This is a genomic window from Arthrobacter castelli DSM 16402, assembly GCF_000430705.1.
GTDB classification, from domain to species: Bacteria; Actinomycetota; Actinomycetes; order Actinomycetales; family Micrococcaceae; genus Arthrobacter_C; species Arthrobacter_C castelli.
This window is the reverse complement of record NZ_AUMN01000017.1, coordinates 1-22,137: the sequence shown is the minus strand read 5'-3', so window position 1 is coordinate 22,137 and position 22,137 is coordinate 1. Positions and strand designations below refer to the sequence as shown.

General features: G+C 65.2%; 24 protein-coding genes and 1 pseudogene. 17 read left to right on the top strand and 8 right to left on the bottom strand.

From position 1 onward, the window contains the following. The first annotated feature begins 1 nt into the window (after position 1). The 16 genes from map (at position 2) to truA (ending at position 11,506) form a co-directional block, all read left to right on the top strand. Positions 2-820: a type I methionyl aminopeptidase gene (map, locus tag H535_RS0116790; protein ID WP_026820454.1), complete on the top strand. Its 819-nt coding sequence runs from the start codon at positions 2-4 to the stop codon at positions 818-820. Positions 821-953: 133 nt separating this feature from the next. Beyond that, positions 954-1,730, top strand: a complete 777-nt coding sequence (locus tag H535_RS0116785; RefSeq protein ID WP_026820453.1) for a hypothetical protein — start codon at positions 954-956, stop codon at positions 1,728-1,730. Between the two features lie 7 nt (positions 1,731-1,737). Further along, positions 1,738-2,526: a sortase domain-containing protein gene (locus tag H535_RS28585; protein WP_245580363.1), complete on the top strand. Its 789-nt coding sequence runs from the start codon at positions 1,738-1,740 to the stop codon at positions 2,524-2,526. A 48-nt stretch (positions 2,527-2,574) separates the two neighbouring features. Next, entirely contained in the window at positions 2,575-3,204 is a 630-nt protein-coding gene (sigK, locus tag H535_RS0116775; RefSeq protein ID WP_026820452.1) for an ECF RNA polymerase sigma factor SigK, read from the top strand. Then, the gene (locus H535_RS0116770; protein WP_026820451.1) at positions 3,201-4,010 is read left to right on the top strand and encodes an anti-sigma factor; all 810 of its coding nucleotides are present in this window, start codon (positions 3,201-3,203) and stop codon (positions 4,008-4,010) included. The genes sigK and H535_RS0116770 overlap by 4 nt, the downstream gene beginning before the upstream one ends. Positions 4,011-4,291: 281 nt before the next feature. Next, positions 4,292-4,870 (top strand): hypothetical protein, encoded by a 579-nt coding sequence (locus tag H535_RS0116765; protein ID WP_155838749.1) that lies wholly within the window; start codon positions 4,292-4,294, stop codon positions 4,868-4,870. Then, on the top strand, positions 4,870-5,454 hold the full coding sequence (locus tag H535_RS27945) for an RNA polymerase sigma factor (protein WP_026820449.1): 585 nt from the start codon (positions 4,870-4,872) through the stop codon (positions 5,452-5,454). Before H535_RS0116765 ends, H535_RS27945 begins: the two co-directional genes overlap by 1 nt. A gap of 6 nt (positions 5,455-5,460) precedes the next feature. Next, the gene (locus H535_RS0116755) at positions 5,461-6,012 is read left to right on the top strand and encodes a hypothetical protein (protein WP_026820448.1); all 552 of its coding nucleotides are present in this window, start codon (positions 5,461-5,463) and stop codon (positions 6,010-6,012) included. A 37-nt stretch (positions 6,013-6,049) separates the two neighbouring features. Beyond that, complete coding sequence (locus tag H535_RS26215; protein WP_155838748.1) at positions 6,050-7,015, top strand: P1 family peptidase; 966 nt, start codon at positions 6,050-6,052, stop codon at positions 7,013-7,015. Positions 7,016-7,210: 195 nt separating this feature from the next. Next, positions 7,211-7,432, top strand: coding sequence for a translation initiation factor IF-1 (gene infA / locus H535_RS0116745; protein ID WP_026820447.1), 222 nt, complete (start codon positions 7,211-7,213; stop codon positions 7,430-7,432). Between the two features lie 42 nt (positions 7,433-7,474). After that, on the top strand, positions 7,475-7,588 hold the full coding sequence (gene rpmJ / locus H535_RS0116740; protein ID WP_026820446.1) for a 50S ribosomal protein L36: 114 nt from the start codon (positions 7,475-7,477) through the stop codon (positions 7,586-7,588). Between the two features lie 201 nt (positions 7,589-7,789). Continuing rightward, positions 7,790-8,158, top strand: a complete 369-nt coding sequence (rpsM, locus tag H535_RS0116735; RefSeq protein WP_026820445.1) for a 30S ribosomal protein S13 — start codon at positions 7,790-7,792, stop codon at positions 8,156-8,158. A 55-nt stretch (positions 8,159-8,213) separates the two neighbouring features. Further along, positions 8,214-8,615, top strand: coding sequence for a 30S ribosomal protein S11 (rpsK, locus tag H535_RS0116730; RefSeq protein ID WP_026820444.1), 402 nt, complete (start codon positions 8,214-8,216; stop codon positions 8,613-8,615). 185 nt (positions 8,616-8,800) lie between these two features. Next, entirely contained in the window at positions 8,801-9,814 is a 1,014-nt protein-coding gene (locus H535_RS0116725) for a DNA-directed RNA polymerase subunit alpha (protein ID WP_026820443.1), read from the top strand. A gap of 60 nt (positions 9,815-9,874) precedes the next feature. Next, positions 9,875-10,540 (top strand): 50S ribosomal protein L17, encoded by a 666-nt coding sequence (gene rplQ / locus H535_RS0116720; RefSeq protein ID WP_026820442.1) that lies wholly within the window; start codon positions 9,875-9,877, stop codon positions 10,538-10,540. Between the two features lie 36 nt (positions 10,541-10,576). Continuing rightward, entirely contained in the window at positions 10,577-11,506 is a 930-nt protein-coding gene (gene truA, locus H535_RS0116715; protein WP_026820441.1) for a tRNA pseudouridine(38-40) synthase TruA, read from the top strand. A 32-nt stretch (positions 11,507-11,538) separates the two neighbouring features. Here the strand turns inward: truA and H535_RS26210 are convergent, their stop codons facing one another. From H535_RS26210 to H535_RS0116680, 7 genes are all read right to left on the bottom strand, one after another. Continuing rightward, positions 11,539-12,183, bottom strand: coding sequence for a prepilin peptidase (locus H535_RS26210; protein ID WP_081416765.1), 645 nt, complete (start codon positions 12,181-12,183; stop codon positions 11,539-11,541). Further along, positions 12,180-12,944, bottom strand: a complete 765-nt coding sequence (locus H535_RS26205; protein WP_081416764.1) for an ABC transporter ATP-binding protein — start codon at positions 12,942-12,944, stop codon at positions 12,180-12,182. The genes H535_RS26210 and H535_RS26205 overlap by 4 nt, the downstream gene beginning before the upstream one ends. Beyond that, the gene (locus H535_RS0116700; RefSeq protein WP_026820440.1) at positions 12,941-13,918 is read right to left on the bottom strand and encodes an ABC transporter ATP-binding protein; all 978 of its coding nucleotides are present in this window, start codon (positions 13,916-13,918) and stop codon (positions 12,941-12,943) included. The genes H535_RS26205 and H535_RS0116700 overlap by 4 nt, the downstream gene beginning before the upstream one ends. Continuing rightward, the gene (locus tag H535_RS0116695; RefSeq protein ID WP_026820439.1) at positions 13,915-16,725 is read right to left on the bottom strand and encodes an FtsX-like permease family protein; all 2,811 of its coding nucleotides are present in this window, start codon (positions 16,723-16,725) and stop codon (positions 13,915-13,917) included. Before H535_RS0116695 ends, H535_RS0116700 begins: the two co-directional genes overlap by 4 nt. Next, positions 16,722-20,024 carry an FtsX-like permease family protein gene (locus H535_RS0116690; RefSeq protein WP_026820438.1) on the bottom strand — a complete coding sequence of 1,101 codons (3,303 nt, stop codon included), beginning with the start codon at positions 20,022-20,024 and terminating at the stop codon, positions 16,722-16,724. Before H535_RS0116690 ends, H535_RS0116695 begins: the two co-directional genes overlap by 4 nt. 137 nt (positions 20,025-20,161) lie before the next feature. Further along, a complete protein-coding gene (locus H535_RS0116685; protein WP_155838747.1) occupies positions 20,162-20,560 on the bottom strand; it encodes a hypothetical protein in 399 nt (132 codons plus the stop codon). Between the two features lie 152 nt (positions 20,561-20,712). Continuing rightward, positions 20,713-21,099 (bottom strand): nuclear transport factor 2 family protein, encoded by a 387-nt coding sequence (locus tag H535_RS0116680; RefSeq protein WP_026820436.1) that lies wholly within the window; start codon positions 21,097-21,099, stop codon positions 20,713-20,715. Positions 21,100-21,146: 47 nt separating this feature from the next. Between H535_RS0116680 and H535_RS0116675 the strand changes: the two genes are divergently transcribed. After that, a complete protein-coding gene (locus tag H535_RS0116675) occupies positions 21,147-21,794 on the top strand; it encodes a VOC family protein (RefSeq protein ID WP_026820435.1) in 648 nt (215 codons plus the stop codon). 73 nt (positions 21,795-21,867) lie between these two features. Here H535_RS0116675 and H535_RS29400 read toward each other — a convergent pair. Next, a pseudogene (locus H535_RS29400) lies at positions 21,868-22,137 on the bottom strand (hypothetical protein); the annotation flags it as partial.

The window sequence follows — 22,137 nt, the reverse complement described above, 5'->3', positions numbered from 1 at the left end:
CATGTTTGGCCGCTCCATTGAATACAAGACCGCAGAGCAGATGCGGTACATGGTCGACGCCGGACGCGTCACCAGCGAGGCGCTTGACGCAGCCGTGGCCGGCGCCGTCGCCGGTGCCACCACATCCGACCTCAATGAGGCTGCGGCCGCGGTGCTGAAGCGGGCCGGGGCGACGTCCAATTTCCTCGGCTACTACGGATTCCCGGCAACGATATGCACCTCGGTCAATGAGCAGGTCGTCCACGGGATCCCCGGCGGCTACACCCTCGAAGATGGCGACGTCGTCTCCATCGACGGCGGAGCGATCGTCAACGGCTGGCACGGCGACTCCGCCCGCACCGTCATCGTCGGCACCGAAGACCCGGCCGACGTCGAACTGTCGGAAGTCACCCGGGCCTCGCTCTGGCACGGAATTGCCGCGCTGGCGCAGGCCAGCCGGGTCGGCGAGATCGGCGGCGCCATCGATGACTACGTCCATGAAGCCGGCAACAAGTTCGGTATCCTCGCCGAATACGTGGGTCATGGCATCGGAAGCCAGATGCACCAGGCACCCGATGTGGTGAATTTCCGCAGCAGGAACCTCGGACCCAAGGTGAAGCCGGGCATGTGCCTGGCCATCGAACCTATGCTGGTCCGCGGCGGCACGGAGACCAAGGTGCTCGACGACGATTGGACGGTCGTCACCTCCGACGGCGCCCGGGCGGCACACTGGGAACATTCGGTCGCCGTGCATCGCGACGGCATTTGGGTCCTCACTGCCCCCGACGGCGGAGCCGCAGAACTGGCACCGTTGGGAATCACTCCACAACCCATCGCCTGACACCTGACCCACGGGCGGATCGGACCGTCCCGAAAAAAGTCTCCGAGTCGGACCCATCCACGGGTACGGCGGCGCCGAATTGCTGGTATGCGCATCCAAGAGTTGGGCGCACGCAATTCATGAGGAGACTGTTATGAAGAAGAAAGCATTTCTGCTAGCTCCCGCCGTGGCCTTGGGACTGACCGCAATGGCCGCAGCGCCGGCCATGGCAGACCATGCTGAAGGTTCGTACTCCACCATGTTGGAAGAGGTCAACAACAGCGGTGCCAGCGGTGAAGCCTGGGTCGACGTCAATGGCAGCGAAGCCACTGTGACGATCAAGACCTCCGGCTTGGCGGAGACGTTCAAGGATGGGCCGTACCCGCACGTGCAGCACGTACACATCGGTGCGCAGGGCACCTGTCCCACTATGGCCGATGACGCCAACGGCGATGGGATCATCAGCACCCCTGAGGGCGCCCCTGCCTACGGTTCGGTCGGGACCACGTTGTCGCTGAAGGGCGGCACCGGTCCGGCCGCGGCCACAGACGTCACGGTGGCTCCGTCCGGCGGTTCGTACACCTACAAGCGCACCTTCGAATTGAACGAGAAAACCCAGGATGCGCTGGCCAATGGCACCGCTGTGGCGGTGGTTCACGGCTTGAACCCGGCGAACCAGCCGGCAGCTGCAACAGAGACCATGAGTGAGCTGGCCCCTGAGCTTCCCTTGGCTGCCACAGCCCCGGCGCTATGCGGTCCGCTGCAGATGATGCCGGCCGGAGGTGCCGACACCGGTGTCACCTCCGCCGGAGCGTCCAGTGCCGGCAACGATGCCAGCGAGTTCGGCATGATCGCACTCGGCGGCGGGCTGGTTGCCGCCGCGGGCGCGGGCTACGTCGTGCGCCGCAGCGTGGTTGCGGGACGCAAGTAAGGGTCTCATGATCATCATGCCCCGCAGCGAAACAAGCCGCCGCTTCCGCCGCACGGCGGAGGCGGCGGTGCTGCTGCTGTTGCTCGCCGGGTGCGGCGGCGCCGCCGGCGACGACGGGTCGGGAACCCCCAATGCTTCGGCTACTGCCACGGAGGCGACCGCCCCTTCCGGCAGCGGCCCGGCATCGGCCAGCAGCGGCCCGTCACCGGCCGGTAGCGGCCCGGCGGCGGATGCCAGGGCTCCGGCTACCGGCGCGGAGCCCACGCCGTCCTCGTCGGGGAGCGCAGCGAATGCGGCAGCCACGCCACCTGCCGGCACACCGATCCAGGACGGTATGGAATCATCGCAACCCGTCAGCCTGACGATCGAAGCACTCGGCCGGCATTCGGCCATCATTGAAACCGGTCTGCGCGAGGACCGCACCCTCGAGGTCCCGCCCGAAGGCGAGGGCGCTCCTGCCAGTTGGTTCAACGGCTCACCGACACCTGGTGAACGAGGCGCGTCTGTCCTGCTCGGTCATGTGAACTCGCTCGAAGACGAAAGCGGGGTGTTTTATAACCTGGACGAACTCGAGCAGGGCGACAGCATCTCGGTGACCCGTCAGGACGGAACGGTTGCCAATTTCGCGGTCTACAAGACCGAGCTTTATCCCAAGGACGAGTTCCCCACCAAGGCCGTCTACTCGCCCACGGAAGGTCCGGAGCTCAGGCTCATTACCTGTGACGGTTTCACTCAATCCAGCGGCGAATTTGAGAAGAATCTGGTGGTTTACGCACAGTTCACCGGCGCAGGTTGAACGCCGCTGGACCGCATCGAAGCGGGATATTCCGTAGAGTGATACGTCATGGACACCCCTAATGCCCGCCGGCCTGGCCGGGCCGGCGTCCCGGAATGGGAGAGCGGGCCTTCGGGCCCTGCGTCCGGGCACGGGGACCTTCAGCGCTTGCTGCAGGAAGTCGGGCACGGGGACCGGGATGCCTTTGTCCAGCTGTATCACCAGACCGCCCGCCGCGTATTTGGCATGTGCAAGCGGATTCTTGTCGACGCGCAGCTGAGTGAAGATACCGCCCAAGAGGTTTATCTGCAGATCTGGAAGACCGCCGACCGGTACAGCGCAGACGGCGGGAGTCCATTGGCGTGGCTGCTCACCATTGCCCACCGCCGGGCTGTCGACAAAGTCCGTTCCGAGCAACGGTCCGCTGACCGGGAGGCCCAGTACGGGGCAACTGTCCAAATGGTCGAGCGCGACGACGTCGTCGATACCGTCACCGAACAAGGCGAAGCCGAAGCAGTGGTCAACTGCCTGAAGACGCTGACCGGAACCCAGCACGAGTCGGTGGAACTGGCGTACTACGGTGGCCTGACCTATCGCGAAGTGGCCGAAAGGCTTGGCGTCGCCGTTCCCACCATCAAATCCCGCATCCGGGATGGATTGATCCGGTTAAAACAGTGTCTGGGGGGTGAGCTGAGATGAATGACGAGCTGAAGCGTTTCGCAGCGGACCTCCACACGGATATTGCCGCCGGCAGGACCTCCCCATGGGCCGAGCTCTACGCCCTGGACGCGGTCAGCGAGGCTGAACGGTCCATCATTGACGAGCATGTGTCGGCCGCCAGTGAAGACGTCCGCAACGAGTTCGACGCCAACGTCCGCCAGGCACGCGAGACGATCACGATGGCGTACGCCACCCACGAGGAGGAGCCGCCGACGGACCTGCTTGCCAGGATTATCAGCGGCTTGCCTGCAGAGGATGCCGCTGCGCCCTCCGGGGAGTCCCGGGGCAGCGGTGCGGACGATCAGCTGGCCAGGCGCCGGCACCGGAAACAGGGCCGGGTTTCGCCTGCCCGCCGCTGGATGATCGGGGCTGCCGCGGCCGCCGTCCTCGGTGTCGGCTCGATCGTCGTCGCGCAGACCCTGCCTGACCCATCCCTGCAGGAACAGGTCATCGAAGCTTCGGATGTTTCACGCGCCACGGTGGAAATCCCGGCGGGCGGAACCGTGGAAATCCAGCGCTCGGATAGTCTCAATGCCGCCGTCGTCACCTTGCGCGATGTATCCCCGCCCTCGACCGGCAAGGTATATCAAATGTGGCGGGTTCCCGAAGACGGGTCGGCTCCCGAATCCGTGGGCGTCATGTCCGGCGAGGACCTTGCCGGGGGCAAAACAACGGTCGTGCGGGGTATTGAACCCTTCGCCGCGCTGGCGATCACCGTTGAGCCGGAGGGCGGCTCGGCGACCCCGACGATGCCGATCGTGGCCCAGGTTCCCTTGGATGCGTAGCCATCGAGCAACCGGAGGAAAAAACTTGGGAAACCGGCGCAACCTTTTCCCTTGCCGCGACATTAACCAAGTAGATGGCCTCCCACAGGTTCCGGGCGGCGGGGGAGCGAACGGCTCCCGCGGTCCGGTTTGGGAGCCCCTGTGGGGCCATCGCCAAAGTGGTCTGGAAACGTCTATCCAGCGTATTCCGGACGGATTGCGATGGAAGCAGGGCGCATGCACCCACAGTCGGGTGCATGCGCTCTGAGTGAGGAGTTGGTTATGGTGGTGGAATGCTCGGTATGCGTAAACCATCAAGTCCGGGACGTACGGTCGCGACCGCCGCTGCACTCGTTGCCGCGTTAACGGCAGGTGCAGCGCCGGCCATGGCTGCCCAGAGCCCGGCGTCCACGAAACCGGCCGGTGATCAGCGTTTTTGCTGGCTGAACGCCGATACGGACAACATGCAGTGTTTCGAAACAGAAGCGGCGATGACCCAGGCAATGCAGCAGGGAACGGGGACCGGACAGGTCGCTCCCGAAGGCTCGGCTGAGCAGCGCGCGGCACCGATGTTGCAAAGCGGCAGCGAGCAGTCGAAGCAACGGGTGGTAGGGCGATTCTACCGTGACATTAACTTCCACGGTGGTTACTTGGTGATCTCCCGCAGTGGCGGGTGCGGCAGCGGATACCATTCCGCCGACCTCAGTGCCTACCCCGGGTGGAACGACTCCGTCTCATCGTTTGTTGCCGGATCCGGCTGCCGGATCGGGATCTTTGACAACTCAAATTTGAGTGGAGACTTCTACGGTAACTACCGCAGCGACGCTTATGCCACGCCCCTCAACGACCGGGCGTCGTCGGCACAATTCGTCGCTGACTGATGGCGCCGGATGGCGCCGGTCCGGGCAACGCTCCCACCGACGGACACCTGCTCGGTCGCTGTGCCAAACGCGATCAGGATGCCTTCGAGGTTCTGTACGAACGTCACGCCGACCGTCTGCTGCGCGCCTGCCGTCGGATGACCGGCGATTTGACGGTGGCCGAAGATATCGCCCAGGACGCGTTTTTCACCTTATGGGCCAAGGCCAAGAAGGTAACGCTCGCGGACGGCACGGTGTGGCCCTGGCTGGTGACGACGGCGAAGTACTTGTCGTACAACCACCATCGGAAGCTGGGAAACCAGCCGGCTGTCGATATCGAAGAACACGAGGTCGAACGCTACCTGGCGCACAGTCCGGTGGAGGACACGGTCGCCACCCGGGATGTAGTCAACCGGGTGCTGGACACCGTGCGCACTATGCCTGTCGAGGATCACCACATCTTCCTGGTGCATTTCGTCGAAGGCGGCTCCCACGCACAGATTGCCAAGGAACTCGGCATCAGCCGATCCGCGGCGAAGAGCCGCATTTTCCGTCTGCGGTCCAAACTGCAGACGGCATTCATCGATGAGAAGGGGAGGGGGTGAGGCGACATGGACGAGATATCCGCCAGCAAGGACCGGGTGCGCAACCGGCTGCGCTCGCGCATTAACGAGGACAACCGGCGACGCAAGCGGCGCCGGAAGATCGGCGCGTTCGTGGCCGCGCCCCTCGCCGTCGCCACCGCCACCGCGGGATTCGCCCTATTGAACGTCACCGAAGAACAAGCCAACTTCTCGACGTACTGCTATCACGGATCCACGCAGGACTCTCCACGCGCCGAGGTCTACGGCCTGCACAAGGGCGAAACCACCGGACGCGATGCCGAAGGCAACCTGACCTACGAAGGCTCCAACATCGAGTCCATCGACCCCCAGGAACTCTGCGCCGCCGTGTGGCGGGCCGGCTTCGACGACCCGCAGAATCCGGGCGAACTGTTGCCACCGGTCGATCCCGCTCCGCCGATGGTCACCTGCATCCGCGACGACTGGCGCTACGCAGTCTTCCGCGCCCCGGGCGAAGAAACCACTAGCAAGGAATTCTGCCCGACGGTCGGCATGCGCCCTGACAATATCGACGTCGGTGAATTGCTGGAACGGCAGTAGCTGGCGAAACCGGATCACCTGGCGGAGAATCGAGCACATGGGGACATCAATCACTGACGTCGCAGGCATCCGCATCGGTCATGCCCAGCGCACCGACGAGGGCTGGCTGACCGGAGTGACGGTCGTGCTGCCCCCGCAGGGGACAGTCGGGTCGGTCGATGTACGTGGTGGCGGACCGGCCACTCATGAGACCGACGCCCTCGACCCCACTGCGTTGGTGCCGACCGTTGATGCCGTCGCGCTCTGTGGCGGCAGCGCTTACGGGCTGTCGGCGGCGCACGGGGTGCAGCGCTGGTGCGAGGAGCAGGGTCGTGGCTTCGCTGTCGCCGGGGGAGTAGTGCCGATTGTCCCCGCTGCTGCCATCTTCGACATCGGCCGCGGCGGACAATTCGGCAACCGCCCCGACACCGGCATGGGCTACAGTGCTGCACTCGCCGCTGCCGCCGAACAGGACCGGCACGACGTCGGCCGCGGCAATGTCGGTGCCGGCACCGGAGCGGTCATCGGAATGGGACAGTACAAGGGCGGGGCAGGTACCGCCTCGGTGGAGCTCGACGGAGAGAACTCCGGACTCGTTGTCGGCGCCATCGTCATCGTCAACGCCTTCGGCACCCCCACGGTGGCCGACCAAGGCGCTCCGCGCCGCGCGGAGACCCGCCGCGCGGAGACCCGCCGCGCGGAGACCCCCCGCAACACCACCCTCGCCGTCGTCGCCACCAATGCCGACCTCGATCCCGCGCAGTGCAAGCGGACGGCAATCGCAGCCCAGGCCGGCATCGCGCGGGCGCTGAACCCCTCCCACACCATGGCCGACGGCGACACCATCTTCGCGCTGTCCACCCGTGCCCGTACACTGGCAGGGGAAGGTGCCGGCGTCGTGCAGTCGATGATTCAGTTGCAGTCAGCCGCGGCCACCGCCATCGAACTGGCCGTGGCCGACGGCGTCGAACAGGCCGCAGCGGTGCGCAATCCGACTGTCGACCTGCCGCGCTGGGGCACATAGCCCTCCCATAGACCCCGCCGGGGCGGCAGTGTACAGGCGATTTCACTAATCGGCACCGTTAAAGTAGAGTTGTCTGTTGGTTGTCTATGCTCTTGTGCCCAATCCGGCGGCGCGAAACAGGCAAGTATTTACACCCAAACAGTAGTAAAGACGCTCTTCGCGCGAGCGAAGGCAACAACAAAGTTAGCGGAGGATATGGCCAAGAAAGACGGGGTCATCGAGATTGAAGGCACGGTCAATGAGGCTCTGCCCAATGCGATGTTTCGTGTTGAGCTGAGCAACGGTCACGTTGTGCTGGCACATATCTCTGGCAAAATGCGGCAGCACTACATCCGGATCCTTCCCGAGGACCGGGTGGTTGTTGAGCTGAGCCCTTACGACCTGACCCGTGGCCGGATCGTTTACCGCTACAAGTAATGCTTTAACCAAGCACACCTGCAAGAACGCAAAGGAAACCCCATGAAGGTACAGCCGAGCGTTAAGCCGATCTGCGAAAAGTGCAAGGTGATTCGCCGCAGCGGGCGGGTCATGGTGATCTGCGACAACGTGCGCCACAAACAACGCCAGGGCTGATCCGTTTCCGCTCCTTGGATTCACCAGTTCGAATCGGAAGGGCACAGCGGAGCAGGGCGGCACGATGGAAGTTTGTGCAGTAATTCAATAACGAGGCAACACACCAGCAGCAGCTGGCAACCCCTGGTCGGAGGCCGGGGCCCTGGACACAGGGATGTGATTTGCTTAGGACCTCCGGTTTACCAAAGGAGTGAAGCCGTCATGGCTCGTCTCGCTGGCGTAGACCTTCCCCGTGAAAAGCGGTTGGAAGTAGCGCTTACTTACATTTACGGCGTGGGCAGGACCCGTGCAATCAAGACGCTCGACGACACCGGCATCAGCGCCGATGTCCGGGTCAAGGACCTGACAGACGATCAGCTCGTACTGCTGCGCGACTACATCGAGGCAACGTTCCAGGTGGAGGGTGACCTCCGCCGTGAGGTGGCCGCCGACATCCGCCGCAAGGTTGAGATTGGCAGCTACCAGGGCATCCGCCACCGCCGCGGCCTGCCGGTGCGCGGCCAGCGCACCAAGACCAACGCCCGCACCCGCAAGGGACCCAAGCGCACTGTAGCGGGCAAGAAGAAGTAGATCCCATGGGCCCGTTAGTCCCAACGGGATCCGATGACCTTTCGTAGGAGAAACAATGCCCCCCAAGACTCGTGGAGCGGTCCGCAAGCCGCGTCGCAAGGATAAAAAGAACGTAGCGGTCGGTCAGGCCCATATCAAGAGCACCTTCAACAACACCATCGTGTCCATCACGGACCCGACCGGTGCGGTCATCTCCTGGGCTTCGGCCGGTGAGGTTGGCTTCAAGGGCTCACGCAAGTCCACCCCGTACGCCGCCCAGACAGCTGCCGAAGCAGCTGCCAAGCGCGCCCAGGAACATGGCGTCAAGAAGGTCGACGTCTTCGTGAAGGGCCCGGGCTCGGGACGGGAGACCGCGATCCGTTCGCTGCAGGCCACCGGCGTCGAGGTTGGCTCGATTTCCGATGTGACCCCCAGCGCCCACAACGGCTGCCGGCCTCCCAAGCGCCGTCGCGTCTAAGACTTCAGCCACAACGGCCACGCATGCTCAGCTGGTGGTTGGCGGTACTCCGCCGGCCGCCAGCCGACGCATTTGTCGTGGCCTGCATGGCAGGCGGCCGGGCTATTGGCCGCTTAAAGTCCGGACGTTCGTTTTCAAACACTGTGTTGCGTCATATAGCGGATGCTCGCCGAAAGGAAACCTAAGTGCTCATTGCACAGCGCCCCACCCTATCCGAAGAAGTAGTCGCCGATAACCGGTCGCGCTTCGTCATCGAACCGCTGGAGCCCGGCTTTGGCTACACCCTGGGGAACTCGCTTCGCCGAACCTTGCTGTCCTCCATCCCCGGAGCCGCTGTCACCAGCATCCGGATCGATGGTGTGCTGCACGAGTTCACCACCGTTCCCGGTGTGAAGGAAGATGTCACCGAGATCATCCTGAACATCAAAACCCTGGCCGTCTCCTCTGAGCATGACGAGCCTGTGGTTGCCTACCTGCGCAAGCAGGGACCCGGCGTCGTGACCGCCGCCGACATCGCGCCGCCGGCCGGTGTGGAATTCCACAACCCGGACCAGCACATTGCCACCCTCAACGAGAGCGGCAAGTTCGAGCTTGAGCTGACCATCGAGCGTGGCCGCGGCTACGTCTCGGCCGCGCAGAACAAGTCCGGCGACGCCGAGATCGGCCGCATCCCGATCGACTCCATCTACTCGCCGGTGCTGAAGGTGACCTTCCGCGTGGAAGCAACCCGTGTTGAGCAGCGCACCGACTTTGACCGCCTGGTGGTCGACGTCGAAACCAAGGAAGCCATCGCACCGCGCGACGCCGTCGCGTCCGCCGGCGGCACCCTGGTCGAGCTCTTCGGGCTGGCCCGTGAGCTGAACACCACCGCCGAAGGCATCGAGATCGGCCCGTCACCGACCGACGCCGCACTGGCTGCGGACATGGCCCTGCCGATCGAGGACCTGGACCTCACCGTCCGTTCCTACAACTGCCTCAAGCGCGAGGGCATCCACACCGTGGGTGAACTCGTGGCCCGTTCCGAGGCAGACCTGATGGACATTCGCAACTTCGGTGCCAAGTCCATTGACGAGGTCAAGGCGAAGCTGGTTGAGCTTGGCCTGTCGCTGAAGGATTCGCCCCCAGGGTTCGATCTGGCCCGCGCCGCCGAGGAAAAGGACGACGAGGCCGACTACAGCGAAGAAGACGACCAACTCTAAATCGCGTCAGACGCTCTGCCGGAATGGTCCGCGCAGAGCACCATTTGAGGAGAATTTACAATGCCAACGCCCCCCAAGGGTCCGCGCCTCGGAGGCGGTCCGGCTCACGAGCGACTGATGCTCGCGAACCTCTCCGCATCGCTGTTCGAGCACAAGCGCATCACGACCACAGTCACCAAGGCGAAGCGGCTCCGTCCGTTCGCCGAGCGGATGGTCACCTTCGCCAAGCGCGGCGACCTGTCCAGCCGCCGTCGCGTGCTGGCCCAGATCCGCGACAAGTCCGTGGTGCACGAGCTGTTCACCGACATCGCCACTGCTGTAGAGAACCGCGAGGGCGGCTACACCCGGATCACCAAGATCGGCAACCGGAAGGGCGACAACGCCCCGATGGCCGTCATCGAATTGATCATGGATCCGGTCAGCCCCAAGCAGGCCACGGTCGCCGAGGCCGAGGCCGCCGCCAAGAGCGCCGCCCCGGCACCCGTCGCCGAGAGCGCTGACTCGCCGGAGTCCGCCGATTCAGGCGAATCGGCTGACTCGGCCGACAGCGCGCCTTCGGCCGAGTCCGCCGACGAGACCAAGGACGAGCAGAGCGAAGCCGCCGACGCCGCAGAAGCTCCGGCTGCCGAGACTGCCGAGACTGCCGATGCTGAAGCGACCGAGGCCGAGGCTGCGGACGCCCAGGCTCCGGAGGCCAAGGAAGACGAGTCCGACGGCAAAGCCTAGGTAACTCGTTAGCCTGCGCGCCGCGTGGATCACGCTATGACACTGCACGAGCCCGCCGTTTCCCCTGATGGAAGCGGCGGGCTCTTGCGCGTGCGGATGCTGCTGTCCTACGATGGGGCGCCGTTTTCCGGATGGGCCAGCCAGCCCGGACTCCTCACTGTCCAAGGGGTGCTCGAAGAAGCCCTGGCCACGCTCGCCCGGCGGCCGGTTCGCATCACGGTGGCCGGCCGGACGGACGCCGGGGTCCATGCCCGCGGCCAGGTCGCGCACTTCGACCTGACAAGGGCCGAATGGGAAGGACTGAGCCGGGGAAAGGACATCCTGCCCGGCGACTCCCTGCGGCGCCGGCTCCGCGGGATCATGAACAAGCTGCTGCACCAGGCATCCTCCGCCGTCCCGGCCCGGACGGACAGCAAGCGCGCCGCGGGCAGCGTGGGTGCCATCGAGATTCACGCTGCGGAACTGGCACCGCATGGGTTTGATGCCCGGTTCTCTGCGCTGTGGCGCCGGTACAGCTACCGGATAGCCGACGATGCCGGCAGCTGGGACCCGCTGACCCGTCATCTGACGCTGTGGCGCCGCGACGCTGTCGATGTCGACCGGATGAACACTGCGGCGCAGCAGTTGCTGGGACTGAAGGATTTCCGCGCCTTCTGCAAGCCTCGTGAGGGTGCCACCACCATCCGTGAACTGCAACGGTTCGAATTCAGCCGGGGCAGCGACGCGGTGGTCACGGCCACCGTGCAGGCCGACGCGTTCTGCCACAACATGGTCCGCTGCCTGGTCGGAGGCGCATTGCTGGTGGGAGCCGGAGACCGCTCAACCCACTGGATGCTTGACCGTCTCGAGGACGGAACGCGCTCGCCCGTGAAGATGGCGCCGGCCCACCCGCTGGTGCTTGAAGAGGTCCGCTATCCTGACGACGTGGCCGTCCGCGCCGAGGCGACACGGGCACGGCGGAACTGATCGCCGTAGGTTCCCGGTGAGACGCTTAAGCCTCAAGACGTGTAGGGGAAAAGCGCGCGGGACAACGATTCGCCCCACAAAACTGCAATCAGGGCTCCAGCAAGCATCGGCGGGCCAAACGGGATGGCTGAGCCCCGTTTCGCCTTCCCGGTGGCAAGTAAAACGACGCCGGCGAGGCCGCCAATAAGGAAGGCCGCGAAGAGCCCGATAAACCAGGTTCCCCAACCGTGAAAACCGAGAAGGACCCCTAGAACAAGCGCCAGTTTGACGTCCCCCATGCCGATTCCGGCGGGGCTGATCAGCGCCATCACCAGGTACAAAACGAACATCGCGGCCCCCCCGAGCAGGGCCGTGAAAAAGGCGTTCCAGGTGCCGTTTCCGACCGCCGCCAGACCCACTAAAAGTGGCGCAAGCAACATGCCCGGGTAAACATAACGGTTTGGTAACAATTGAAACTTAAAGTCGATGATGCCCAGGGCGACGGCCAGCGCCGCCATGTAAGCGTAGGCGGGCAACTCCCAGCTAATGCCAAAGCGCAGCAGCATCATCACGGCCAGGCTAGCGCCGAGAACCGCTCCGAGGACCTGCAGCGGGACGCCAATCGGGGCCACCGCCGGCGAGGGGCCGTCGTCGTTCATCGCCGTGGGGCCGTCGGCGCCGGGTTGCCGTTCACTCATCGGGCCGGCGGCACATCGGCGGCACCGATAACGCTGCCGGCATCACCGTGCTCCGCCAGGGACTGCTGCCCGGTGAGGCGTTCCACCACGGCACCGTCGTGCAGCTCCAGCACGACATCGGCGCGGGCCACCAGCAGCGGATCGTGAGTGGAGACGACCGCGGCCACATTCGATTGACGGACAAGCCCGCTGATCAAGTCCATCACGCTGGCTGCGGTGCCGCTATCCAGCTGACCGGTCGGCTCGTCCGCGATCAGCAGCTTCGGCCGGTTGGCCAGCGCCCTGGCGACGCCAACGCGCTGCTGCTGCCCTCCGGACAATTCGGCAGGGCGTTGATGGTGATGGCGCTCCAGCCCGACTGTTCCGAGCAGTTCGGCGACGCGTTCCGCCCGTTCGCTGCCAGCGGTCTTGACCAGCCGGAGCGGGACCTCCACGTTCTCGGCAGCGGACAACACCGGTATGAGTCCGAAGGACTGGAAGATGAAGCCGATTTCGGTCTGGCGCAGCTGGATCCGATCATCCTCGCGCAACGCAGTCAATTCCCGCCCGTCCAGCCACACCTGTCCGGAATCAGGGCGGTCGAGCCCGCCGAGGCAGTTGAGCAGCGTGGTTTTGCCGGAACCGGACGGTCCGCGCACGACCACCAGCTGTCCGGGAAACACCTGGACGGCCACATCACGGCAGGCGCGCACCGCAGCGTCCCCTGAACCGTAGGTGCGGCTGATTCCTTCGGCCAGCAGGGTCGGCGTCGTATCCGTCACTTCCGGTCCTCCTGATTGTTCGGTGCGGCGTCTTTGTCGTCGGCGGAGTCAGCGGCTTCGGCGCCTGCTTTGGCATCAGCCGCCGGGGTGGCGGGGGAGACGCGCACATGGTCCGGTTCGAGTCCCAGCCGGACCCGTTCCCGCAGCCCCAATGTGCTCATGAAATCCTGGGGCAGCTGCATCCGTCCCACCCGGTCGATCACCGCGAACTCCTCGGCAATATGGCTCTCCTCGCCGGCCTCGTCTGTCTCCGTCCGCCGCAGCACTTCCGTGGAGCACCGCCCGTCACGCATCTGCACAGCACGTCGAACATGCTCAGAGACCGACGGGTCGTGGGTGACGATCAGGGTGGTGATGCCCAGCTCTTCGTTCACCGAGCGCATCGCCTCGAGCACATCCGCCGACGTCGCCTCATCCAGCTCGCCGGTGGGTTCGTCTGCCAGTATCACCGTCGGGGAGTTGGCGATGGCGACGGCGATCGCGGCCCGTTGCTGCTCGCCGCCGGACATCTGCGCCGGCGTGCGGTCCCGGCAGTGCTCGATATCCAGCACGCGCAGCAGCTGGTCCGCCCGCTCCAGCCGGCCGGCGCGGCCGGTGATCGCCATGGGCAGGCAGACATTCTCGACTGCGCTCAGATAGGGCAGCAGGTTGCTCGACGCCTGCTGCCAGACGAAACCGACCGTGTGCCGTTGGTACTGGACGCGTTCGGCCCGTTTCATGGCCAGCAGGTCGTGCCCCGCCACGCGGACGGAGCCGGCGGTGGGGGTGTCGAGGCCGGACAGGATGGTCAGCAGCGTCGACTTGCCGGATCCGGAAGCTCCGATCAGGGCGACCATTTCCCCGGCGTCGACCCTCAGGTTCAACCCCTGCAGTGCCTGGACTTCAACGCCTTCGGTGGAGAAGATCCGGACCATGTCTTCGCAATGAATATGCGGTTCGGCGTCAGCCGTGACGGGCGTCGTGGTGGTACTCATGCTTCCTCACCGATCCTTAGCACAGAAGAGAGGCGTTGGCGCCGGCCCGCAGCTATCGCGGCGACGACGGCGAGCAACACTATCAGGATGAAACCAGCGACCAAGGCGGTCAACAACAGTGGATCGTATGTCACAGGCGGCTGCCCGCCACCCCCTGTGAAGATCCGCAGGTCGACGCCGGCAACCACCAACAGCGGCAGCAGCAGACCAAGCACGACGCCGGCTATCGCTCCCGCTGCGGCCATGGGGCCGATTTCCCACAGCAACAGGGCCGGGTCGTTGCGGCGGGGGAAGCCCAGGGTGCGCAGCAGTCCCAGCAGTTTATTGCGCGCCGGCGCGCTGATCACCGAGGTCATGACCACGATCGTGGCGCAGAGTCCGCCGATGAAGACCATGACGGTGAGCAGCCCGGTCTGCAGCCCGCCGGTCAGCGGTGCATCAGTGAGTTCAGCCGTACGGGTGGCGACGGTCGTTGCATCGATTTGCCCGTCCATTGATTCCAGTTCAGCCAGCACGGCTGATGGGTCTGCGCCGGCGGACAGCGACGCGAGGATGACATCCGGCTCGACGTCAACACCGGCCAGCTCAGACAGCATTTGCTCATCCACCAGCACCCACTCGTCGCTGGTGGACAGGTTGGTTTCCGCCCCGGCGGTGGCTGCGACGGTGATATCGACGTCGTTGAACAATTCCAGCACGGCGGAGTCTCCTTCGCTGCCTTGCACGGCCTGGGAGAGGATGACCGGCAGGGTATCCCCGGCAGGTTTGAGCGCCTGGTTCAGCGCTTCGGGCGGGACGGAGCCCGGGATGCCGGCCTGGACCGCGGCCAGGTCGCCCAGGTCAGCCACCACCATGCGCATTGGAAACCGGTCTTCAGGGTCCTCGCTGCCGCCCAGCCTCAGGGCCACCCCGCTGCGAACCGTGACCCCGACGGAGGTGTCGATCCCCGCAAGCCGCGAAATCCTGGTGCGCTCCTGCGGCGTGAACCCGGCTCCGGTGATACGCAGCTCGGCTGCGGTTTCGGTCTGTGCGGTGGTTGAGACTCCGGCGCGCAGCGTCTGCAGCAGCACGGCGGAGAAGACGACGACGGCCAGCCCCACCACGATCGACAGCACCGGCACCAGCCCGCCGCCCGGAGCGCGTAATGACCGGACGGAGCCGAGGAATCCCACCAGCGGAGCCTTCGGCGCCTGGGCGCGCGCCAGAGCCCGCAGCGGGAGCGGGTATAGACGCATCACCATTACGCAGGCAGCCAGCGCAAGCAGCAGCGGCGCGGAAGCGAGCAGCAGGTCGATCGAAGCGTCAGCGCTGCCGGCCGGAGACGCGGGCCCCCGCCGGAACACCAGATACACCGAGATGACCGCCAAGGCCAGCACCGCGGCCTCCACCGTCAATCGGAACCGTCCGCGTGCCTTCGGATTGAGGTCCCGGCGGCGCCCCTGCAGCGCCCCCTGCACCGGGCCAAGGCCCAGGAACAGCGCCGGGGCCAGTCCCATCAGCAGCGGCAGTGCCCACGTTGCCGGCGTCAGCGGACCGGGGAAGGCCAGGACCGCCACGACGATGCCGGCCGCGGCGGCCGGTACTCCGAGCAAGAGCCCTTCCACCGCCATCGACCCGTGCAGCTGTCTGCGGGACGCACCGCGGGCGGCCGCCAGCACCAGCGTGGGTCGGCGCCTGTCCAACACCATTCGACAGCCCAGTGCCAGGGCTGCCAGGCAGACTCCCAACGGCCCGGCCGCCATCATCGCCAGGATCTGATGGGTGGCGCCGGCACGGGCGACGGATTCGGCCAGGTACTGCGGGGACTCAGAGGTGAATTGGACGGTCTCGATGGTGGGGCGAACGCCGATGCCGGCCTCCGCTGGAGGGGCGAATTCCTGTACTGACCCCGCGAAAGCCCGCACCTGCTTCGCAACTTCTGCAGCATTTGAGGCATTCAACGCTGCAATATCGAGTGGAAACCACACCTTCGTGCCGACGCCCCTGCCAATGCGGGATACGTGACTGTATCCGCCCGCGGCCGCGTAGACGTCAGCGGCGACGGTCAATCCGTCGCCACCGGGGCTGGTGGACACGGCAGGATGCAGGCTGCTGCGGTTGATTTTCCAGAATCCGGCCGCGGGATCCTGTGGCTCGAAAATGCCCACCAGCTTGGACTGTACGCTGTTGTTCGTGCCGTGCACCTGCAGGCGCCGCACTTCTCCGACTTCCCAGCGGGATTCCTTGGCAGTGGCCCGTGACATCGTGATTTCCAGCGGCTGATCCGCCGTCTGCCCGCCGGCATCGGGTTGGACCACGTCTTCGGTCGGCGGCCTGGGGGAGCGGCCTTCAACCATGGTGATGTGCTCATCCAGATGGGGATTGAAGTTCAGTCCCAGAGTCATTTCGCTGATCCGCGGCACAGATTCGTCCAGCAGCACCTTGATGTTGCCCGTGCCGGCGAAATACCGGCCATTGGCGAGCACAGAACGCAATGGCTGGTCAATGGACTGTCGCAGACCACGCGTGGCCTCCTCCATGGCGCCCCACGTCCCGGCCTCGTCCGGAGCGAGCCCGTAGTCACCTTCGGCCCCTGACGGCCCGGTGACAGGGGCAGTAGGTTCCAGTGCCACCAGACTGCGCAAGGTCGCCGGTGCGTTGCGGATGGTTCGTTGCACGTCCTGGGTGAACATCGCGGACACCGCCCGCGGCCACACGGCGAGCAACGTGCAGGTGACCAGCACGATCACCACCAGCAGTACCGAGGCGCCGCGGGACGAAGCGAACTGGCGCCGCAGCAGGGGCCCGAAGTTCTTCCGCGCGGTCATAATCTCACCCGCGCGTCAGCGTTGTTGGACTTGTTGACGTTGCTGAACTGGCGCCGGACATGTGCCCCGTACAGCCACGCCCCCGCAACGAGCACAAGCAGCTGGATGACGACGACGGCGATCCACCCCGGCCATGCCATGCCCAGCGGAACAGGTATCCCGGCCGGGCCCTCCAGGACAGCGGTTCCGGCGAGGCCCTGCACCGTCAATACAGCGCAGATCCAGCCCGTAGCCAGCCCGGCCGCCACCGCGAAGAGACCGACAGTGAGAAGTTCCCAGCGGCGCCCGAAGGCCTGCATCTTCGGTGACTGGCCGAGTGCGCCGAGGATGTGCACCTGGGTTTCCCGCTGTCGGGACAGCGAGTGAACGCCCGCGGCCAGGGCGATCATCGAGACCACCAAGGCTCCGGCCGTGCCGATCCATAATGTATGCACTGCAGGAGCGAGGAACAGATCCGCATAGTCGGTGGCCGCCGTCGTAATATCCGCCTCCGGGCCGGCCATCGCCTGCAGCTTGGCGGCTGTCCGGTCCGGATCCGAAGAGGCGAACCAGAGTTCTCCGATCTGCGGCACGTCTTTCGCCGAAGCCAGAGCCGTGCTCTGGTACGCGGTGATGTCGATCATCGCCCCCAGGCCGCCGGACACTGACGGCAACACGGGGACCGCGGCCGTGATCCGGGCAGGGATCTGCGTGCCGGGCGGCAGCAGCGTCAGTTTTTCCCCCACGCTCAGGTCCAGCTGCTGCAACACTTCCTCGGTAACCACCACCGGAACCGCAGCCTCCGCAGCCCCGCCCGGCGGGGTGGGCAGCAGCCGTCCCTGCACCGTCGAACCAGGGGCGAAGGCCGCCAGCACGAAGCCGCCGCCGTCGGGGGAGCCGGTCCCGGCGGGAAACACCCCGCGGACCGGGTGGAACTCGACCCCGTCCGGCATTTCGACAGCCCTGACCGTTCCGGCGCCGTCGATGGCAGACATCGCATCAATTGAAACGGTGTATTCGAGCCCGCTGGAGGTGTTCGATGAGGTGTAATCGATCGCGCGGACGCTTTCCGCGTCCAGTCCTTCCGGCAGGTTTGCGGCGAAAGAGTGGGACTGCGGGCGGGTACTGTCGTGCAACACGATGGTGCCCAGCGGCACGGGGACGACGTGCCCGTGGCCGGACTCCAGCCAGGCGGAGAAGCTCACGCGGAGCTGCTCGTCTCCACCGGATGCCGGGGGCTGCCCGGGGCCGCCCGGCACGTCTTCGGCCGAGCTGTTCAACTGCAGCCGCAATCGAGCGGTGCCGGGCGGCAGCGGCACTGCCCTGCCGTCGTCGTCGCCGGTTAACGCCCGAGTCAGGCCCTTCGCATCGGTGACTTTGCCGGCACCGTGCAACAAACCGCCCAAGGCTTCGGGCTGCACTGCGGCCAGTTCGACGTCGGCCTCGCCGATTTTCGCCTGGCCGGTGATCGCCGGGGATAGCTCACTGGCCCCCGGAACGTCGTTGTACTGCTGCAGCTGCATCGCGTCGTCCGGGCCTGAAATCACCGTGGGACTGGGCAAACGGATCCGGACATCCGAACCATTGGCCAGATGCGCGGCTGCGGATTGGGCCGTCCGGGACGTCTGGGTGTACGCGGCGGCAAGGGTGCCGGACCCGATGGTGAGCGTGATCAACACGATCGGAAGCGCGTATGCACCAATGCTGCGGGAGACCTGGCTGGCAGCCAGTGGGAAAGCCAGCCCTCGACTGGCCGCCGCTGCCCGCCTGACGGCAGAAATGAGCAGCGCCAGGGCGGGAACGGCGACGACGGCGAGCGCCGCAACGGTCAAGGCAGGGGCGGCAACGGCGGCGGGATTGATTACCAGGGTCCCGCCCGAGCCAGGGGAGAGCGGGGAGCCGTAACGCCGGAACTGCCACAGCGCCAGCGCCGCCGCGCCGAGGAGCAGAACGACCAGTCCATACCAGCCGGCAGTGGTCCGCCGTCCTGACGCGCCTTGACGCAGTGATTCGGCCGGTCGGATTCCTTCGGCTATGGCAGTTCCCGTCAGGATGACGACGGCGGCGGCAGCGGTGAGGATCGGGACCGGCCAGGTCGCGGCAAGGGTTTCACCGACGGCGGTGGTCCAGTCTGCGGTGCCGGCCGTCACGGATGTGATCAACGGGGTGATGGTTGAGGCAAGTACATATCCGACGGCAGTGCCTGCCACGACGATCGCGGCGCTTTCCAGGAGACCGATCCCGAGATGTTGGGTCGGGGCGAGTCCCCGGGCCCCGAGCAAAGCCGTCTCTTCCGACCTGGTCCCGGCCAGCAGCCGGGCCAGCTGGAAGATTGCGATGAAGCTGATCAGTACCAACAGAGTCAGCACCATGGGCACCACCGCCTGCACCGCCCGGGTCGCCGACAGCGCCGTCCGCAAATCGTCGGTCAGTGCACCACTGGCCACGACGCCACTGACATTGATGACGTCGGTGGAAATAGCCCGGTCTTCGAGTGATTCCAGGCCGTCGATCAAGCCGGGAAGCGCTGCAGCCCTCATGCGTTGGGGGTCGGGCATGATGGTCCACGCCGTTTTGGATAAACCTGCCCCCGAGTGGACGGCCTGTCCGGACACCAACAGGGAATGGACCCGCTGATCCTCGTAGTCCCGGTCCGCTGCGCTCAACACGACAGATGCCTGACGATCCGGGTCGACGACCGCAGCGACTTCGGCACGGACCCGGGGTTCGCTCGCCAGGCGCAGGATGTCGCCAACCTGCAGGCCGAGCGCCTCGGCAGTTTCGGACGTCACCGCCGCCGGGGCGGGCCCGCCGCCGGATCCGCCGCCGTCGTTCCCGCCGCCTGGCCTGCCGCCGTCGTTCCCGCCGCTGCCAGCGGTCTTCAGGAACTGTGGCAGTTCACCCTCAGCGACCGTGACATGCTGACCCGCCTGTGGCCACCAAGTGAGGCTGAATTCCGCCTCCGCCGGGATGTTCGCCACTGTTCCGGAGGATGGTACATCGCCAACCGGCGAGGTATAGATCGAGTTGAAAATGTTCGTGGCTCTGTCGACGCCGGCCTCGTCGAAGAGCTGCTCGAACGCCTTCGTCTGGGCCTGGCGGTCCTGCGCAGCGTCCGGCTGGCTGGCGTGCAACCGGTGGAATGCTTCAAGACCGGAAGCAGCCGGTATCGACTGGCGCAGAGCATTCGTGGCCGCCAGCTGCGTGTAGCCGAGCGTGCCGGCGAGGATCGCGGTGATGCAGGCAATTGCCAGGAAAATCAGCCCGAGCAGGCCATGGCGCGAGCCAGCCCGCTTGGTTGATAGGAACAGCAATGCCAACGCGCGTCCTCCTGCGGCGGTAGGGGCCCGCCGCTGTGCGGACCACCATCCACCTTAGTGACAGGCGGCACGTGGCGCCGGGCTGACATCCGTCGTTGTGGAAATGATATGAGCGGTGATTGCCGGTCAAGTCCCGTTCAGCGGCTCTCCATCATGGCCGTGCGGAACTCTTCCACTGAGGGCACGCTAGCGGTATAAACCCGGCCATCAGCCAGCTCCAATGTCACTTGCGGTCCTCCCACGATGAAGCCCCGATGGTTCTTGCCCAGGATGCGGTAGCCATAGCCGCCGGTGAAGACGGGCGATCCATTCGTGATGGCAACAACGTCATGCACCGGGAACGTTGCCCGGAAGAAGCGCGTACACTTCAAGCTCACTATGCCTTGGTCAATCTGAACCACGACCCCCACAGTGCGGCCGAGGACGATGATCACACTAAGGACGAGCAGCCCAATGGCGGTTTCCCACAGCGTCCCCGTGGTGATCCCGCCATCGATGAGATTGGCAGCCAATGAGATGAAGACGACGACCGACACTGCAACAAGAATTGCAATGACACCACGTCCTGCGGTGACCTTGGATCTGTAACACCTGGTGACGTGCCTCGGGCTGATCACGGCCTTTTGCAACGCTCGGACCGGCAACCGCACGCGGTCACCGGCGCGGGCCATTGTGCATCAAACACAGGTCAGCCTTCCGCAGCGGGGACGACAGTCTGTTGATACAGCGCCAGCCTCCAGCCGCCACTCTTGCGGACATAGACGCTGGACATCAGTCCCACGAACGCCGGCTCCACGCCGTCCCGATACGCGCGACCGGTATAGACGACGACGGCGGCATCGTCACCGGTGTTGACCAGCCGCGCGTCGCTGATTTCATAGGTCCGCCATGGCGGGGCTTCATTGAGGGAGGCGATGACCGCATCCCGGTCCATCACCACCCCGTGAGCCAGAACCATCACGCCGTCGTCGATCATGATGGAGCCATAGAAATCGGCTCCCGTGCCGTCGCAGAGCGAACTCCAGCCGCGGTGTTCAATTTCGAGGAGCTCGACAAGAAGTTCCTTGTTAGCCATATATCCACTCTATTCACTTAGCCGGGTTCAAGCACCATACTGAGGGAATGGGACAGTTCAATGTTAATCAGATTCTGGAGTCGGGCATCGACGATTGGCGGCTCCTCGCCCAGGGGCTACACGCCCGATTCATCACGAAAAACTTTGCCAATGGAGTCAAGTTCGTCACCGCGGTGGGCGACGCCGCAGAGGCGGCAAACCACCATCCCGATGTCACGCTGAAGTACCCGTTCGTGGAGGTCAAACTGATGAGCCACGACGTTTCTGCGATCACCGACCGTGACATCGATCTGGCGCGGACGATTAGCGGGATCGCGCGCGAGCAAGAGATCAAAGCGAAACCGAGTGCCCCGACCGAACTGGAACTCGCGCTGGACACCTCCGATCCTGCCGTCGTCGGGCCGTTCTGGGCCGCACTGCTCACCGGACGTACAGACTCGCAGCACGGGGTGGACGTCGTCGACCGCAGCGGACGGGTGCCCGTGCTGTGGTTCCAGCACACGGACGAGCATGAGACTCCCCGGCAGCGCTTCCACATTGATCTGTGGGTGCCGCACGACGCTGCCGACGAACGCATTGCCGCCGCTGTGGAGGCGGGAGGACGCGTGGTCGACGACGGCAATGCACCTTCGTTTACCGTGCTGGCTGATCCGGATGGCAACAAAGCCTGCGTGTGCACCTGCCTGGATCGGTGATGTGCCAAGGGCAGACGTCCATGCTTGTTGCGGAACCGGCTGGTCAGATTCCAACGGTAGGAGGAACTGGTCCTTAGCAGCCGGCGCCGTTGGGGTTTTCGATGCAGTTGTCGGCGTAGAGGGATGTCTCGGAGGTCCAGATACTCATCAAGTGCGGGTCTGAGGGCACCGCCGCCTCGCCCGCAACCGGCCGCCAAGGGCCACCGTCGACCGAATAATCGCCGGCGAAATACGTCACCAGCGACACGTTATAGTCACCGGTTTCGGTATACCGGTGGCTGGTGGCCGTTTCGGTATTCATCGCACCGACATCCAGCTTCGTCCCGCCGGTGGTGGTGGTTTG